This is a genomic window from Peptoniphilus sp. SGI.035, assembly GCF_050315115.1.
Lineage (GTDB): Bacteria > Bacillota > Clostridia > Tissierellales > Peptoniphilaceae > Peptoniphilus_A.
Genome location: NZ_JBNPOJ010000002.1, coordinates 125,242 through 142,900, shown reverse-complemented (window position 1 = coordinate 142,900; position 17,659 = coordinate 125,242). Strand labels below are relative to the sequence as shown.

The following is a 17,659-nucleotide window of genomic DNA, read 5'->3' as shown; positions in this document are numbered from 1 at the left end:
TCCCCCTTTATTGTTAATAATTATATTATATATCTTCTAAAAAATAATTTAAAGTGAATAAGGTTTGAAATTTACATCTTCAATTACTTCATTGAGCCTTACTGAATCTGCAACGAGTTTCGCAAGGAGATGATGCTTCATTGTATGAACCCTTAAAACTTCAACACCCTTATATGCAGCAATTGTTGTAAGTGCTGCTGATGCTTCATCTCTATTTTCAAATCCTTCTTCTTTATTTGCATCTACATCAATGTTGTTTTCAGTTAAAATATTTGTGATAAATCTTTTTCTTGATACCCCCAAAAATGTAAAACATCCCATTTCCCTTAATACGTCAATTTTATCAATTAATTTTAAATTTTCCCTTTTTGTCAATGCAAATCCAATGCCAGGATCAAGCATTATTCTTTCTCTTTCAATTCCATTTTCTTCTGCACGAGAAATTGATTTTGAAAGATATCTTTTCATTACTTCGACAATGTCCATGTCTTCAAAAGATTTTAATTCTTCATCAGTGAAAGCTCCAGCACCACCAAAAGATGGAAAGTTAGTACTGCTCTTGTGATTTGGTCTTGCAATCTTTGGGTTAAACATTAAAATTGCTCCTACATCACTTTTCCCTACGACCTCTGCCATTTTTGGATCACCTATAAATCCTGTTATGTCATTTACAAAATCGACCCCTGCTTCTATTGCAGCTTTTGCAACTTCAGATTTCCATGTGTCAATTGAAATAGGGACATCTGTCATTTCCTTTAATCTTTTTATAACTGGCACAACTCTATTTTTTTCTTCTTCAATCTCAACATAAGTCGAACCAGGTCTAGTGGATTCACCGCCAATGTCAATCATTTTTGCACCAGCTTTAATAAGTTCCATTGCCCTATTTACAGCTTCATCTGTGCCATACCACTTTCCACCATCAGAAAAGGAATCTGGCGTAGCATTCACAATTCCACACAAAATTGTTTCTTTTCCACTTTCTAAAACTTTGTCTTTATACCTACAAATTAAATTCTTCATTGTTCACTCCACTTATATTTTATCAAGTTTATTTTAAGTCTAATGTTTTATTAAATCAAATAAATTTAAAGAGCATAGTACCATAAAACTCCATCTTCATCTTTTTCAAAATTTACCTTACCAATTGTCCTCAAGTGTTCAAGATGTGCATGAGCCTCTCCTGCTGCGAAAAACTTTTGTGTATTTGGAAATTCAGAAAAATCTTTTGCCCGCATATCCCAGGTCATGTTCATGGCAATATCTCTTACTGTGCACTTCCCCTTGCTTTTTAAAGTTTTTAGTGCCTCATCAATTCTGTGATTATGGTGTTTTTTTAACTCGTCAATTCTCTTTGGCACATCTTCTATTAAAGCTCTATGTGATGAGTAAAGATGATCAATTGGAAGATCTCTTAGTTTCTCAATGTTTTTAAGATACCTGCCCAAACTGTCGCCCACAGTAAAATTCCAAAAAGTAATATTTGGAGTAATATCTCCCAAAAGATGATCACCACAAAATAAAATCTTTTTATTTTCTTCATAAAGACCAATCATACCAGGAGTGTGCCCAGATAAATCCTTTCCCCTAAAAGTAAAGTCCCCAACCCTTAAAATGTAATCAGGATTAAAGGAAACATAGGGAAACTTTGCCTTAGGTCTGTAACGAAAACCAGCGTGTTCTTCAATTTTTAAATTGTCTTTATCTAAACCTTGAAGATGAACAGTCGCCATGACATCCTTCCATCTTTTTGAATTAGCATCTACCATAGAAGACATCATTTGGTAGTCAATATCACCCATATAAATTGTAACGCCAAGTTCTTCGTGAAACCATGTAGCAAGACCTGTATGATCCGAATGAAGATGAGTTAAAAATAAAATTGTCTTACTTAAATCCACTTCCATATCTTTAATAAAAGAAAGCATTTCCTCTCTTATCTCTTCAGTGTTAAAACCAGTGTCCACTATCATTGTCTTATCCTTAGATTTAACCATATAAATATTTATGTTCTTTAAAGGGTTGCCCTTTAGCGGAATAGTTTTTAAATAAATCCCATCTAAAAGTTTTTTAATGCTAGACATATTACCTCCCTAAGCTCATTTCATGTATAATAAATACGAGGTGAATTATGAGCGATTTTTTATTAAAATTATTTAAAGTTGAAACAATTAACAAATTGCCTATTGATAAATTATACCCTATTATCGAAAGTTTAGACCAAGAACAAAGAGGACTCATTGCAAATTCCTATAATTTAAACCTTGAAGGACTAAGCTTAACAGAAGAGGTTGATGCAATACATAATAAAATAACATCAGAATTTAAAAATACTCTCATGAGCTTTGACGAAAAAGAACACAAAAGTTTTTATGATTTTTACAATGGTGCCGTAGATTATTCCGACGAAAATGTCTATGTAAATATGAAAAAATTTACATCTCTAGGACTTATGTATCTCTTCTTATCAAAATCAGGTACATACTTTAACTTCGTAATACCAGTAGAATTAATAGAATTGTATGAAAAATTACTGCAATCAAGTTAAAAAGAGACTTGAACCTCTTTTCTTATATTTAAGAATATTTAATTTTTATAAGTCTTCTTTTTGAACCTTAATTCTAAATATCCTTTGAAAATTTTTGCCGAAATTTATAAAAACACACGGCAGTTTCTGGCAAATAAAAAACCATCCTATAAAAGAATGGTTTAAATTACAGTGTACATCATTACACGACAATATTAATTTGGTGGAGGCGGTATCCGATATTATTATAAGAATTATTCCTTTAAAATAGCTATTTATAATAACAATATATTTAACCAAGCAGGAATTATAAGTGAGAACGCTACATTACATAAAAAGGTTAAAAACAAGAAATCCATGAATTAGATCCACAGGCTCAAATTAAAAAAATAATTATTAGATGTATATTTTATACATATTTAATAAAACTATTTTGAAATTTCCATCTTCCATCTATTATTGCAACAACGAAAGAATACAAATAAAAGTAAAATGGATACCACATATAAATATAGGTTATCATCCATTAGGGAATAATTAATTTAATATCGTGTCCAGTTTTATGGGTACACATCAATGTTGTATAAGGATAAAACTTTTGAATTTAAAATAAATGAAAAATTGTCTACTCTTTATCAGCAACAAAATCAAAGAAAAAAGTAAATTTATTTTCAACTATGGTATATCTAACAGTCTGTATATGCCCTATCAAATTATCAGTCATGTTAGATATTTCTTTTTTCAATTCTTTAATAGCTTCTTTTTTTAATCGTCATCTAAACGTTTATATGCTAATTTAATCAAATTTTCCATATTTAACCCTCCACCTGCCTATTTAAATTTTCATTTGTTGCATATTTGGGGTAACACTATTGAAAAAAATCCATCTGGATTCTTTATTCCTAAAAATCTATTATTTTTATCACTTTTGTAATTATAAATGCAGTTTTCCCATTTATTTTAGCATTAGCGCTTTGTAAGCTAATTCCTAAGCTTTTCACTCAATCTTGTTGAGTTACATTTTTTCCCTCATAATTCCTTTTAATTTATTCATAGGTTTAACAACCTTTCTTTTTATTGCATATTTAGGATTAGTTAAATGATATAACAACATTTAACAAAACTCAACCCAATTTAGCAACTTTATTTTAAAAAATTTTAAAATATCGTTGCATTTTTGCAAATAATCTTTATACTAATAATTAACGGAGGTAGTAAAATGAACAATTCTTTAAATGATATTAGAAATAGAATTTCGCAAAAAAAAGCTGAATTAAATTTATCCTATCAGGACATGGCTGAAAAAACTGGTCTTAGTAAATCGACTTTACAAAGATATATAACTGGTGATATTAGAAATTTAGGACTTGATAAATTAGAAATATTAGCAAAAGCTCTAGAAGTTTCGCCTTCATATCTTATGGGATGGGAAGACGAAAACAATGAACCAATCCTTGAAAATATACCTGGTATTATAACTCCAGTCAAAATGAAAAAAATCCCTATACTTGGAACTATCTCCTGTGGTAAACCAATTTTTGCTGAAGAAAATTACGACGGATACTTTATGATAGATAAAAATCTCCCTAAAGCTGACTTTGTACTAAAAGCAAAGGGTGATTCTATGATAGAAGCTAATATTTATGAAGGTGACTTTGTGTTTTTTAGAAAACAAAATGATGTCGATAATGGTACAATCGCTGCAGTTCTTATCGATGATGAAGCAACTTTAAAAAGAGTTAGTAAATCTAATGATATGCTGATTTTGCAGCCTTGCAATAAAAACTATGAACCTATAATAGTTTCCAAACAAGACCACAAAAATATTCTAATACTTGGAGAGATGGTCGGAGTTTATTCAAAGAGATGTAGATAGAGGAGTTAAAAGAATGAAAAATGAAGAATTATTATCAAAGAAACGTTCAATAGAACTCTGGGACAGCAACTTAATAAATAAAATTGAAGTAGGTACTACAAAGGGATTACAAGAAATTCACAAATATCTATTTCAAGATATATTTGATTTTGCTGGTCAAATAAGAAATGTAAACCTTTTAAAGGGCAATTTCAGATTTGCACCAGTTTTATTTTTAAATGAAAACTTAAAAATAATCGAACAAATGCCCGAAAACACCTTTGATGAAATAATAGAAAAATATGTAGAAATGAATGTTGCACATCCTTTTAGAGAAGGTAACGGAAGATCAACAAGAATATGGCTTGATTTGATTCTAAAGAAAAATTTAAAAGTTTGTATTGACTGGGCAAAAGTTGATAAATATGAATATCTCAATGCAATGGAAAGATCTCCAGTAAATACCCTTGAGATAAAACATTTATTAAAGTCAGCTCTAACGAAAGATATAAATAGCAGACAAGTTTATATGCGTGGAATACAAAACTCTTATTATTACGAAGGCTTATACAATTACAATATAGAAAATTTAGATAAATAAAAGCTGAAAGCAAATATGTTAAAAGTTAAAAAATCCTTGACCCGCGACCAAACGAAATCAAGGAAAATGTCATATAGAGACTATCTGTCTCTTTTTATATAATACCATAAATTTATGGTAACTGCATCCCCCAGATGCAAATGTAGCTTTCCTGCTAAAAATTTTTAGGAGGAAATATGTCATATAAAATTTTAAAAAATAGCAAAATAAAAATTATGGGAGACTATAACTTTAATGGTAAAAGATATAGACCCAGTAAAACAATTGAAACAGATTTAGATGGAATTCAATTAAAAGCATTAGTAGCAACTATGCTTGCTTATAACAACATACCCTTGGCAAATATCGCACAGCGAATGGGGCATCTTGATACAACAACAACTCTTGTATATATTCATGCTGTAGAGGAAGGTAAGAAAGAAATCAACAATGTTTTAAATAAAAATATTAATGTCGATTTCTTAAAAGTACAATAATAATAAAAAATAAAGAAATGTGGGAACTTAAGAATTTTCAAAAAATTAAGTCCCTATTTTTAGCCGTTATCTTGTAAAAACGTGTGGGGACTTTGTGTGGGATTTTATTAAAATCTACGGCTATTTACGGCTATTAACGGCAAATAAAAAAACCATTCTAAAAATAGAATGGCTTAAAATGGACTCCGCAGCTGTCTACGGCTATCCGCAAATGGTGGAGGCGGTGGGAGTCGAACCCACGTCCGAAGACTTCTTACAGAAAGATTCTCCGAGTGCAGACTCCTCTTTAAATTTTCCATGTATTACTAGAGTGTCAAACTCATACACGGTAGCGCCATTAAACCCCTCTGCTATGACGCGTCACAGAGTTCGTTTTCCCGCTAATTTGAAACCCGGTTACAGCTCGCGGTGTCTGGCCGGATTGCTACCTAATTAGGCAGCTAGTGCGAAATTATTTTCGTCGTTTATTTTTTATGGACCATTTTTACGTTGTGTGATCCATCAACGACTCGCTACTTAAAGCTCAAAATCCCCGTCGAAACCATTTTCGCCCCCATATATTAGACTAAGATTATACTAAAACTTGTGATTTTTGTCAATTTTAGTGTATCTCAGTCCCTCTTACTTTCTTCCTCCTCTTTTTCTTTGCAAATTTAAATCGCAAAATCTTCTTCCATACAAAATATCCTATCATTGAACCAAGTACATTTAAAATTAAATCGTCAATGTCCACAGACCTTCCTATAAAAAATTGTATGAACTCAACAAAAAAAGAAGTGATAGATGTAATTGCAAGTATCCTTAATAGATTTCTTGTCTTTGGAAAAATTTCTGGAACTAAAATTCCAAAGGGTACAAAAATTATTATATTGCCAATTATATTTGTCATTGTGTGCAAAAATCCTGAATATTTTACATAGTTTCTTATTGTCCTAAAGGGAACTAAATTTACGCCCCACGCTCCTGATGTAAATCTATCCTTAAAATTTCCAACGAAATCGAAGTGCTCATTGGTTAAATTTATTCCTGAATCAGAAATATAGGAGTTTGGCGTAAAGAGCATTATCACCAAGAAAGCAATGTAACCTGCAAATACACTCAATAAAAATTCTCTAAATCCACTGGAATTTATTTTTCTGCGTGAAAAAAATTTCACTCTCACTAGCGAAAAAACTACAAAGGTAATTAGGAAGGCAGGTATTGTTCTAATTGCAAAAAATAAAAATAGTTTCATATATTTTTTAATTCTATTAAATTTGTAATGGCGTATTTATTTTCCTCTACTACTATTTTCCACTTGTCCTTAGAATTTTCATCGTAGATTCCAACTGTTTCTAATCCTGCACTTCTTGCTGTTTTAAGGGCTAAGTAGGAATCATCAACTAAATATACATCCTCTGGCTTTTCGCCTAAAGAATCTGTTATTGATGTGAAAAATTTTTCTTCGCCCTTGATATGTCCCACTGAATCTACGGTGTAAAGCCCATCAACTAATTTATCCATGCCATATTTTTTTATGACAATGTCTGCGAAATGCTTTGCCGTAGATGTTCCTATTACAACTTTTATTCCCTTGCTTTTAAAATATTTTAAAATTTCTATGGCATTATCCTTTAATTTTACTTTATTGGAATAAAAATCTATAACAGTTTCGCTAAATCCCTGATATAATTCTTCGAAGCTTTCATCTAAATTGTAGTAATCCTTTAAAAATTTAAGAGAAGTTCTAAGGCTCATTGTAGTCATTTTATGTTGTAAGTCATCTTCTATGTCTATTCCCTTTGTCTTCATAAAATCCCTGGATACACTTCGCCAATAGCCCATAGAGTCCACTAATGTTCCGTCTAAATCAAATATAATAGCTTTCATGTTCCCTCCTTCTTTAATATTAATTATATTTTAGTAGTAATTTTTTTATAAATCAACTTTAATGATTTTCTAAAAGCCTTTATGAATTTTTTTTAAAAAAGCTTTGACAAAACTATTTTTCATGTTATAATAATATCTGTTCGAAATTAAATATAAGTATTTAGATTTTTTCGTAATTTTTGTCGGGGTGTAGCGCAGTTTGGTAGCGCACGTGGTTTGGGACCATGGGGCCGGGGGTTCGAATCCTCTCACCCCGACCATTTTATTTAGTATTAAAATTATTAAAAATATCTAGAATTAAGCACACGTTGATTAAATCATTGTGTGCTTTTTATATGTTTTTACACTTTTTTACTATTGCGTTACTAACTCGTTGCCAACTTTTATAATTCTTCTATCTCTCTTCATATCTTTCACAAAAATATTATTAATTTTTACATTTTTATAGATTTTTGCATAGTTTATTCCTAATAATTTATTTTATTGTCAAAATATGTTTTTTTATGAGATTTTTTGAAAAAATTCTGTAATTTAAGGCATATGAAAAGGATTCATGTTTTGAATTTCTAAAATGTTTTACCTTGTATTTATAAAGTATTTGTTCTATAATTTATATGTAAGCAATAAAAGTAAAGGAGGATATTATGTTACTATTTATTATTGGACTTATAATTTTATTTGGTGGCGGATTTTTCTACTCTAAATATGTAGAAAGTCAATTGGCACCAGATGATAGAGAAACTCCTGCTGTCAAAAAGGCAGATGGAGTTGACTATGTAGTAATGAGCGAAAAGAAAAACTGGCTCATCAATCTACTTAATATTGCAGGTACGGGACCAATACTTGGACCTATTCAAGGAATTCTTTTTGGACCTATTGCTTTTCTAGCAATTCCTATTGGTTGTGTTTTCGCAGGTGCAGTTCATGATTACATGACTGGATTTATTTCAATGAGAAACGGTGGATCTCAAGTGCCAAAATTAGTTGGTAAATATGTTGGCGATGGAGTTCGTAAATTCTACAATATTGTTATTGCAATCTTACTTCTTCTAACTGGTGTGGTTTTCGTCTACACTCCTGGGGACTTAATCGCAAACGATGTACTTAAAGTTGGCGTTGATTCAAATGCTATTTGGATCATTTATGCTGTAATCTTTATTTACTACATCCTATCAACTGTACTACCTATTGATAAATTAATTGGTAGAATTTATCCAATTTTTGGTGCTTTCCTACTTATTTCTGCTATTGGAGTATTTATTGGAATCTTTGCTAAGGGCTCTGGAAATTTATCTTTCGCTAATGCTGGACTTCTTGCAGAGCACCCACTTGGACAAAAATTTATACCATCATTCTTTATTACAGTTGCTTGTGGTATACTATCTGGATTCCACGGTTCTCAAGTAACACTTATTTCTAGAACTGTTAAATCTGAATCTGAAGCTAGAGTAACTTTCTACTCAACTATGATCGCCGAAGGTTTCATCGCAATGGTTTGGGCAGCTGGCGCAATGGTTATTTTCTCTTCTGGACAAGCTCCACTTGATACGGCTGGAACTCTTATGGTTGGTAAAATTTCTAAACACTTCATGGGTAATATTGGAGGACTTCTTGCAGTTCTTGGTGTTATCGCACTTCCTATCACTTCTGGTGATACTGCATTTAGATCTCTTAGACTTATAATCTCTGAAGAATTGAATATTGATCAAAAATCTCCATCAAAGAGAGCTGGACTTTCTGCAGCTTTATTTATCCCAGCAATTGCAATTTTATTCTTCGCAAAATCAAATCCTAATGGATTTAATTTACTTTGGAGATACTTTGGTTTCACAAACCAATTTGTAGCAATATTCGCACTTGCAGTAGCTACTATTTATTTAATTAACAATGACAAAAACTATATTATTACTTTAATTCCAGGTGTTTTCTATACATTTGTAGTATTCTCATTTATTATTAATATTAAAGGCCTTGGACTTGGAATGCCATTCTCAATCGCATACCCTGCAGCAGCTGTTATCGCAGCTCTATATGCATACTTTGTAGTAAAAATTGGTAGAAAAAATAAAACTAGAATTGAATCTATAATTTTAGATTAATTGCTTATTTAAAGGGTGGTTGAATGCCACCCTTTTTTATTTAGGAGGTTTTCATGAATTTTATATTAAAGAATAGAGCCTTAGCATATCTTAAAAAGAAAAATATAAATAAAATTTTTATAAATCCAGATGTTAATGTAAAAGCATCTTGTTGCTCTGTCGCTACTTATGACTTTGATATAAGTACAAAAGATGATGACACAAGTAGATATAAAATGGAAGAAGTTTCTGGCATCTCTATCTATTATAATCCTACTATTAAACTTTATTTTAAGGGAAAAGAAGATCAAGAGATAATTATATCTGCTATGGGAATAGGAAATTTTAAAAAATTATATGTTACAAACGAAATTAATTCCATAGAGCAGTGGTAAAATGAAAAATAAAATTGAAAATTTTATAAATAATTATGAATTAGATGAAAAATATGCAAATAGAATACCCGAGCCTCATTTCTTTTATTCTGGAGATGAAATTTTAAAAGAGGCAATCTCTGCAATTTTAGCTGGCAAAAACCTTTTATTAGTTGGCGACAAATCAACAGGTAAAAATGTCTTAGCTGAAAATCTCGCTTATATTTTCAAAAGACCTCTTTGGAATTTGTCCTTTCACATAAATATTGATAGCTCCGTCTTAATTGGCGATGATACGCTAAAAAATGGCAATGTGCTCTTTCGTGAAGGACCAATTACTAAGGCAGCAAACTGTGGAGGTTTTGTAGTTTTAGACGAAATTAATATGGCAAAAAATGAAGCTATGGCTGTGCTACACTCTATCCTAGATTATAGAAGAATAATTGACATACCTGGCTATGACATTATTAAGCTCCATCCAGCTACTAGATTTATTGCGACTATGAACTATGGCTACGAAGGCACAAGAGAATTAAACGAAGCCCTTCTATCTCGTTTTGTAATTATAAAAATGCCCCTAATCTCCCGTGAAAAACTTGTAGATCTTATAAAAAAAGAATATCCAAATATGAAAAGTGAATACGTGAATAATATTGCCCTTTTCTTTTACGATTTAAAATTAAAGGCAGATGCTGGAGAAATTTCTAACAACTCACCAGACCTTAGGGGGATCTTTGATGCAATTGACCTTGTAAAAGAAGACCTTAGCTTGAGTTATGCATTAGAGCTAACTATTGCAAACAAGCTTTTTGATACTTATGAAGAGGAAATTTTAAAAGACTTAATAAAAACTAGGTTTGATGAAAGTTTATTTTTTAAAGATATTTTTGTAGAATAATTATGTTTAAGAAAAATTCAAGAATTCAAGAAAATAGAATAAAAAATGTCATTTGGGATGGGTCTATGGACTATGAAAGTGATCCCTTTATAACAGGTGAAGACATCTCTGGAAATCCCGATTTTTATATAAATTTAATCATTGGTCTTGCTTCAAAATATTTTGGAAGGAACAATCTCGAAAGATTATTTTCAAATTGGGAGTACAATCTCTACCGAGATAAATTTGATATGTTTGCAATTTTTCTTTTAGAAGATTTTGTATACAAAAAGGAAGTTAGTTCTCGAAAGGTTTTGAAAACTTTGCGTAAAAATTATGCAAAAAAATTTTTAGAAGATAAATATGACTTGCAAAGAAAAAATTTGGCACTTAGAGAAAATTTATTTTTTGATATGCAGCTTAAAAAGGTAAATTCTATATTAGGAAGAAGTTACAAATTAAGCTACAAGAGAGAAAAAATTTTTGAAAATTTAAAATTAGATAGTGATACAGATGAAGATAATTTTGAAGAGAGAATCTTGAACATTTTTATCGAAAATCTAAACTACAAAAAAAATGAAATTTTAAAATTCTCTCCACTAAATAATATTGCACTTTTTGCTAATATTGGCTTTGTAAAGCTCGAAAGATCTAACAAACCCACAATATTTGGCGATTTCAAAAATAAAAAAACTAAAAATATAACAAGTTTTTTGTACTCCTTTGCTCTAAGACGCAGAAAGCAAAAATATAAATACATTGAGGATACCTTTGGAAAGTCAATTTATTCCGAAGATGAAATGAAAATAATTGAAGAAAAATATTTATATGGCGCACACAAAAAATCAAAACTTCACTATACAAGAGGTCTAAGCCACAAAAATATTGGCGAAGAAAATTTTGATGTTGATGTAATAAATAGACATCTGTTAAAATTTAAGGAAAATAAAAATTTTTATAATACCCAAATAAAAAGTCTTTCAAAAAAAATTAGAATGGCACTTTCAAATCATCTCGGTATAGAAGAAGTGGTTACAAGTAGTGGCAAATTGATTTCAAAATTATCCTACAAGTCAGTGATTTCTGACAATGTAAATATCTTTTCAAAAAAAATTTTAAATCTACACTCTAATATAAAGGTGGATCTAGTCCTTGATGCCTCTGCATCTTTAATAGACCTAGAAAGCGACATTGCCATAGAAGCGTATATTGTGTCAAAATCTCTTGAAAATAACGAAATACTTAATCGTGTGATTTCCTACGAAACTGTTGACGACTATACCATTATCACAATCTTAAAAAGCTATGAAGAAAAGTCTGACTATAAAAAAATTTTTAAATACAGGGCACAAGGCTGGAATCGTGATGGACTATTCTACCGTGGATACCTTAATTTAATAGAAGAAGAAAATGAAAATCACATGATGATTATCCTTACAGATGCCTTCCCACGAGATATAAAACCTCTAATTGGCAAAAACTTTTTTAGTTCCAAAAAATATTCTGACAAAGCATCTCTTGATGATGCGAAAAAAGAATTGGAAAAGCTGAAAAAAATAGGCATTCACACCTCAGCAATATTAAATAGTGACAAAGTAGACAACGCAAAATATTTATTTGATAGAAATTTTATAAAAATAAAAAGCGTAAAAGAAATAGCAAATGTCGCCGGTAGCTTTATCCAAAGAGAAATCGCAAATATAGAAAAAAAGTAAAACTGCAGCTAAAAAGTAGCCGCAGTTTTTTGTAAATTTGAAAGTTTAATTCTAATTTTCAAACATTTGGATTTTATAAAATTTATTTGCAGAATTTTTTTACTTTAATAATTCAAAGGCTTCTTGTGGTACATATACCGATCTCGTGCTGTAAATTGTAAGTCCTCCAAGTTCTACTTTTTCGCCATTTTTAATTGCATAATTCTTTGACACAGGAAAAATAATTTTGTCATCGCCCTTTGTTACAATTGCTTCATAATCATTTGTGCCTTTTGCTTTAAATTCAACTTTTGCGCCTTTATCTTCAAATCCCTTTCTAATTGGTTGGTAAAGTTCTTCTGTTAATTTATCTAGGTCAACGTCTAGTAAATCTTCAATATATCTTCCTATCTCATAATTGTGAACTGTTCCAATTAATCTTTCTGCGCCTTCCGCTGTTGAGTATGAATATAATCCCACATCTCCGCCAACGTGTCCACCAGTTGTCCATGCAATATGGCTTCTTGCTGAAATAATTCTTCCCATTGCTGATACTATGTCTTTTTCATTTTTTACTAAATTTAATTCTTCTTCCTTTAAATCTTTAATTCCAAAGTTTTTCGCCATAACTTCTTTAACATTTGATTTATCTTCTTTTACTTCTTCAGCTGCCTTTGTTACAGAAATTTTTGCCGATAAAATTAAGTTTGTAAATTCATTTAAAGGTGCTTTGTCATATCCTTTAGTTATATTTCTGTGTCCAAAAGTTATTCCGCCAGTTCCGTGGTCTGCTGCTATAACAATTACTGTGTCCTTATGTGTGTCTGCAAAGTCCTTTGCAACTTTTACTGCGTCGTCAAAGGCTTTGATTTCGTGAACAAGTGCAACTGGATCATTTGAATGAGCTGCCCAATCAATTTCAGAACCTTCTACCATCAAGAAAAATCCCTTGTCATTTTTTGAAAGGACTTCTAAAGCCTTGTCTGTCATTTCTGCAAGTGATGGTTTATTAGCCTTATCTCTGTCTATTTCATATGGAAAGGATTTATCTTCGAATAGCCCCCAAATTTTGTCGCCTTTTGAAGCTTTCATTCCTTCTAATGTGTCAAAATAATCGTAGCCTTTATTTTTGATTTCAGAAATAAGATCTTCCTTATCTTTTCTACTTTCTTTAGATAAATACGTGCTACCTGCACCTAGAACAACTTCCATTCCTTGATATACTTGTTGTTCGCCAAGGTCTTCGTAATTATTTCTGTCAGGATTGTGTGCAGAAAAATCAGCTGGTGTTGCGTGTTGAATATTTGAAGTTGAAACAATTCCAGTAGATCTTCCACTTCTTTCAGCACCTTCAAGTACATTTGCAATTGGTTGTTTTTCTCTATCTTTTTCAATTTCAATAGCACCTGGCATACCTCCCTTAGTTGGGTAACATCCAACGAAAGGTGATTCTGTTTTTATACCCGTTGCCATTGCTGTACCTGCTGGTGCAGAGTCTGCAATTGGAGTATTTGAGTTGTTGGTTTTTACAAGGCCAGTTGCCAAGTCATCCATTACAAACTTTTTATCTTTAGTCATCCATCTTGCAGTGGTAAGTGCTTCAACGCTCATTCCATCTGGTATCATCATGATTACATTTTTTGCACTTCCATAATCTTTCTTATCTGCAAAGACAAAGCTTGGTGCAAGAGTTGCTGCTACAAGTGTTACCGCTAAGACTTTCTTTAAACTTTTCATTTATTCCTCCTATAAAATTATTTAACTATAATTTAACAGAGGATTGTAAATTTATTATTTATCTAATGTAAATTATATAAATTATTTTTTACCATGACTTTGTTATTTGCAAACTATTATCCTGAAATATCTTAATTCAAAAATTTCCCACCATAAAAATTTTTATAAAAAAAGGACGCCTAAGCGCCCTAAAATTTATTTTAAACTTCAATTTTTCCGTAATTTCCATCTTTTCTTTTGTAAACTACAGAAATCGCATCAGTATTTGCATCTAAAAATACAAAGAAATTATGATTTAAAAGTTCCATTTGAAGAATTGCTTCTTCTTCATTCATTGGATTAAGTTCGAAGTTTTTCCTTTTAACTATTTTCTTTTCTGGTTCTTCAATTTTTTCTTTTTCTGCAATTTCGTCGAACCTAATAGTTTCATTGTTTTGGTATCTTCTTTTTAATTTAGTCTTATGTTTTCTAATTTGCCTAGCAAGTGCATCCACAGCGTTGTCCATTGAAGAGTACATATCGTCTGTAGTTTCTTCTGCTCTAATAATTGTCTTTGGTAAAAATATTGTAACTTCCACAGTTTGTTCTTCTCTTATTGTTGAGAATACAACTCTCGCTTCAACTTCCTTTGAAAAATATTTATCTAATTTGGAGAATTTTTTCTCTGCCACATTCTTCAAAGATTCTGTAAGTTCAATGTTTTTTCCAACAAAGTTCAATAACATAAACGTCACTCTCCTTTTCTATATTAAAGTTTTACCCAATTTTTACAATTTATATCAACGCTTTCATAATTTATCAAAATGTACTTTTAGATTTATTACTGGTATAATTATTATGTATATTAAATATAAAATTTAGAAGAGTTGATTAAATGGCAATAAAAAATAAAATAGATTACAAATATAGAATTGGGATGCGTGCAATTAAAACTGCTCTAGCAGTTGTTATTGGTCTTTACATCTCCCACCTTTTGAAATTGAACTCGCCAATATTTGTATCCATCGCTGCAATTTCTTCAATTAAGCCTTCTATGTCAGAATCTCTGGCAGATATGAAAAAAAGACTTTTCACTTGCATTGTAGGAGTAATAATTGGTTATCTCAGTTCAATTATATCTGTGCCATACCTAGTAGAACCACTTATAGGCGGCGCTGGAATTTTGATAATAATTTATATACTTGCCCTTGTGAAGATGCGTGACATGACACAATTATCATGTATAGTATTTGTGGCAAGTTTCTGCTCTAATTCAGACAAGGCTTCTTATGCACTAAATAGAATTATAGGTACAATTATAGGTGTAGTTGTAGGTGTGCTAGTAAATTACTATATATCTTCTCCAAATATCTGGGAAAATTTTATCGAGGCTTCAAAAAAATGCTACCAATCTGCAAATAAAGCTTTAAGAGAAATTATTTATGACAAAAAAACTGACTTATCTTCTTTCAATTCAAACTTTACTAATGTAAACACTCTATATAAGCTCTTAGAACAAGAAGTTAAAACTCCTTTTCACCACGCCCATTCAATATGGAGAGAATCACAAATAGTTTTTCTACTGGATAATATTTCCCTTCGGCTTCAAGTTATAAATAGTATGAATGTCAATTATTTTAAGGAAGATGTTTCAAAAGAAATAGAGAAGCGATATGATTTAAATGAACCTACTTCAAAAGACTTGACAGAAGTAGACAGTGTCTATAATTATCACATTGAATACATTCTAAGATACATGGACCAACTAAAAGAGTTGGTTGAAAAAGAATAGGTGAAATAATGAAATTAAAAACAAGAGAAATTTATGAAATAGCAGAAAAACTCTTGACAGAAAAGACTTTAGCTTTTAAAGAATTTTATAACAAAAGGGATTTTGCTCCTATATTAGAAAATCCCTATATAAATATAAGAAAAATCGACGAAATAATGGCATTCCTTCTCTTTGACTTTAAAGAATATGAAGAAAGTGCCAATTCTACAATAAAAAAAATGCTAAAAGAACTTAACTATGAAGTAAAAGACTTAGAATCCTTCATAAAAGTTTTAAGAGAGTCCTATGTTTCTATTTTTAGAATAGAAGAAGAAAATGATCACTATTTATTTTTCGATATTCTCCTTGATGAATATATTGAAGTGGAAAATTACACAAATATCAACATTACAAAATCGGATTTCGGTCTATATAGAATTTTTGGAGATGGTGAAAGAAATGCAATTCTTAACGTAACTCAAATGATGGACGAAGAAGTATTCATTGATTTTTACAACAATATTTCCAATTTGTTTTATCACATTGAAGAAAACTATGGTCCAATAACAATGAATAGGGATTTCTTAAAAAGAGAATTTTTAAATATAATTTCTGTCTTTGGAGTTACTTTAGAATCAATAAATAATAAACTTTTAGGTAAAATTAACGATGAAAATAGCAATGAAATAAATAATTTTGAATATTTAATAGATAAATTTTACGAAGAAGATCTTTTAGTTTTGCAAAATAAAGATATCTTTAAGAAAATTTTTTCAAATGCTGATGCTGAATTTATTCTTGATTTTTTTATAAACCTATTTTCTAAAATCTACGCTAACTTTTTATTTGAAGAAAATAAAACCTTTAAGGATTATGACATCGACTATAAAAAAATATTTAAGTACCTCTCTGAATCTGGCGAATTTTTAAATCGCATGGAACTATCAAACTCCCTAGAATTTTTAATTATCTTTTACGGAAAACTTCTTACCATGGGTCGCGATGTGAAAAATATCTTGAGGGACTTAAATGAAATTAAAGAAAATATTTTTTATTATTTAGATCTTTTAAAAAATAGCGAAGGTGGGTTTTATTTTGATGACGATATTTTACTCATACTTTCAAAAAATAAAAAATTTGTGTTTGGAAATACATTTATAGAAAATTTTGATAACTTTCTTACTTTTTTAGACATGAATTATGTAAATAAATTAAAATCTTGGGACTTGTCTCCTGCCATGCTCGAAAAATTTGCAAAGTCAATTAACTTAATTCCAATAAGGAATGTTAAAACCTTTAAAAATATGCATTTTCCACTTATCGAGCTATACTTTACCTTTATGGTGAAAAAATATTTGACTCTTATTACACAAGAAGATGAACCAGAAGAACTTTATCTAACAGATTATGCCGACAATTACCAAGCCTTTGACGACTTCACAAAGCTTTCCATTTGGATAGAATCTCTTTCTAATAGAGAGTTTTTAAAATCTGCCTTTGGCAAAAATTATGAAAAATACACAAGTTTTGTGATTGATTTTTTGAAAAAATTAAATGAAAAATCTTCTATAAAGGGCGAAAAATTTGACGTAGAAAAATCTTCTCTATTAAGTATTTTAAAAGACTTGGAAATTATAGAATCTAAAAAAGATTTCAGCGAAATAAAATTTACAAAACTTGGAAAAGATATTTTCAATTACTATAATACAGAAAAAGTAAATTCCGATAACATAATAAAAGTTAACTTCCATTGAAAATAAAATAACTTGTCTCAAATAGATCCTAGAGAATATATAATTAAAAATTCTGTTCTTTAGGATC

At 30.3% G+C, this 17,659-nt stretch carries 16 protein-coding genes, 1 tRNA gene and 1 other RNA gene; 11 read left to right on the top strand and 7 right to left on the bottom strand.

The window, feature by feature from the left end; all coding sequences use genetic code 11:
- Nucleotides 1-48 precede the first annotated feature (48 nt).
- Nucleotides 49-1,023: a dihydropteroate synthase gene (folP, locus tag ACQRC6_RS01950; RefSeq protein WP_427847491.1), complete on the bottom strand. Its 975-nt coding sequence runs from the start codon at nucleotides 1,021-1,023 to the stop codon at nucleotides 49-51.
- 65 nt (nucleotides 1,024-1,088) lie between these two features.
- Nucleotides 1,089-2,084 (bottom strand): MBL fold metallo-hydrolase, encoded by a 996-nt coding sequence (locus tag ACQRC6_RS01945; protein WP_427847490.1) that lies wholly within the window; start codon nucleotides 2,082-2,084, stop codon nucleotides 1,089-1,091.
- 47 nt (nucleotides 2,085-2,131) lie between these two features.
- Between ACQRC6_RS01945 and ACQRC6_RS01940 the strand changes: the two genes are divergently transcribed.
- From ACQRC6_RS01940 to ACQRC6_RS01925, 4 genes are all read left to right on the top strand, one after another.
- Nucleotides 2,132-2,548, top strand: a complete 417-nt coding sequence (locus ACQRC6_RS01940; RefSeq protein ID WP_427847489.1) for a hypothetical protein — start codon at nucleotides 2,132-2,134, stop codon at nucleotides 2,546-2,548.
- Between the two features lie 1,198 nt (nucleotides 2,549-3,746).
- Complete coding sequence (locus tag ACQRC6_RS01935; RefSeq protein WP_427847488.1) at nucleotides 3,747-4,403, top strand: LexA family protein; 657 nt, start codon at nucleotides 3,747-3,749, stop codon at nucleotides 4,401-4,403.
- Nucleotides 4,404-4,416: 13 nt separating this feature from the next.
- A complete protein-coding gene (gene fic / locus ACQRC6_RS01930) occupies nucleotides 4,417-4,983 on the top strand; it encodes a protein adenylyltransferase Fic (RefSeq protein ID WP_427847487.1) in 567 nt (188 codons plus the stop codon).
- A 176-nt stretch (nucleotides 4,984-5,159) separates the two neighbouring features.
- Nucleotides 5,160-5,459 (top strand): hypothetical protein, encoded by a 300-nt coding sequence (locus tag ACQRC6_RS01925; RefSeq protein ID WP_427847486.1) that lies wholly within the window; start codon nucleotides 5,160-5,162, stop codon nucleotides 5,457-5,459.
- 212 nt (nucleotides 5,460-5,671) lie between these two features.
- Here the strand turns inward: ACQRC6_RS01925 and ssrA are convergent.
- The 3 genes from ssrA to ACQRC6_RS01910 form a co-directional block, all read right to left on the bottom strand.
- Nucleotides 5,672-6,014, bottom strand: a transfer-messenger RNA (tmRNA) gene (gene ssrA / locus ACQRC6_RS01920).
- A 46-nt stretch (nucleotides 6,015-6,060) separates the two neighbouring features.
- Nucleotides 6,061-6,693 (bottom strand): VanZ family protein, encoded by a 633-nt coding sequence (locus ACQRC6_RS01915; RefSeq protein ID WP_427847485.1) that lies wholly within the window; start codon nucleotides 6,691-6,693, stop codon nucleotides 6,061-6,063.
- The gene (locus ACQRC6_RS01910; protein WP_427847484.1) at nucleotides 6,690-7,328 is read right to left on the bottom strand and encodes an HAD family hydrolase; all 639 of its coding nucleotides are present in this window, start codon (nucleotides 7,326-7,328) and stop codon (nucleotides 6,690-6,692) included. The genes ACQRC6_RS01915 and ACQRC6_RS01910 overlap by 4 nt, the downstream gene beginning before the upstream one ends.
- A 183-nt stretch (nucleotides 7,329-7,511) precedes the next feature.
- On the opposite strand from ACQRC6_RS01910, the gene ACQRC6_RS01905 reads away from it, so the two are divergent.
- The 5 genes from ACQRC6_RS01905 (at nucleotide 7,512) to ACQRC6_RS01885 (ending at nucleotide 12,372) form a co-directional block, all read left to right on the top strand.
- A tRNA-Pro gene (locus ACQRC6_RS01905) sits at nucleotides 7,512-7,588 on the top strand.
- A 384-nt stretch (nucleotides 7,589-7,972) separates the two neighbouring features.
- Complete coding sequence (locus tag ACQRC6_RS01900; RefSeq protein ID WP_427847483.1) at nucleotides 7,973-9,427, top strand: carbon starvation CstA family protein; 1,455 nt, start codon at nucleotides 7,973-7,975, stop codon at nucleotides 9,425-9,427.
- Between the two features lie 53 nt (nucleotides 9,428-9,480).
- Complete coding sequence (locus ACQRC6_RS01895; protein WP_427847482.1) at nucleotides 9,481-9,801, top strand: hypothetical protein; 321 nt, start codon at nucleotides 9,481-9,483, stop codon at nucleotides 9,799-9,801.
- A 1-nt stretch (nucleotide 9,802) separates the two neighbouring features.
- A complete protein-coding gene (locus ACQRC6_RS01890; RefSeq protein WP_427847481.1) occupies nucleotides 9,803-10,678 on the top strand; it encodes an AAA family ATPase in 876 nt (291 codons plus the stop codon).
- Nucleotides 10,679-10,680: 2 nt separating this feature from the next.
- Nucleotides 10,681-12,372 (top strand): vWA domain-containing protein, encoded by a 1,692-nt coding sequence (locus ACQRC6_RS01885; protein ID WP_427847480.1) that lies wholly within the window; start codon nucleotides 10,681-10,683, stop codon nucleotides 12,370-12,372.
- Between the two features lie 99 nt (nucleotides 12,373-12,471).
- On the opposite strand, the gene ACQRC6_RS01880 is transcribed toward ACQRC6_RS01885, so the two are convergent.
- Together ACQRC6_RS01880 and hpf are read right to left on the bottom strand one after the other, a co-directional pair.
- Entirely contained in the window at nucleotides 12,472-14,088 is a 1,617-nt protein-coding gene (locus ACQRC6_RS01880) for an alkaline phosphatase (protein WP_427847479.1), read from the bottom strand.
- A 200-nt stretch (nucleotides 14,089-14,288) separates the two neighbouring features.
- The gene (gene hpf, locus ACQRC6_RS01875; RefSeq protein ID WP_427847478.1) at nucleotides 14,289-14,813 is read right to left on the bottom strand and encodes a ribosome hibernation-promoting factor, HPF/YfiA family; all 525 of its coding nucleotides are present in this window, start codon (nucleotides 14,811-14,813) and stop codon (nucleotides 14,289-14,291) included.
- Nucleotides 14,814-14,962: 149 nt separating this feature from the next.
- Here hpf and ACQRC6_RS01870 point away from each other — a divergent pair, with 149 nt between their 5' ends.
- Nucleotides 14,963-15,859, top strand: a complete 897-nt coding sequence (locus ACQRC6_RS01870) for an FUSC family protein (protein ID WP_427847477.1) — start codon at nucleotides 14,963-14,965, stop codon at nucleotides 15,857-15,859.
- A gap of 8 nt (nucleotides 15,860-15,867) precedes the next feature.
- A complete protein-coding gene (locus tag ACQRC6_RS01865; protein ID WP_427847476.1) occupies nucleotides 15,868-17,592 on the top strand; it encodes a hypothetical protein in 1,725 nt (574 codons plus the stop codon).
- Nucleotides 17,593-17,659: the final 67 nt, after the last annotated feature.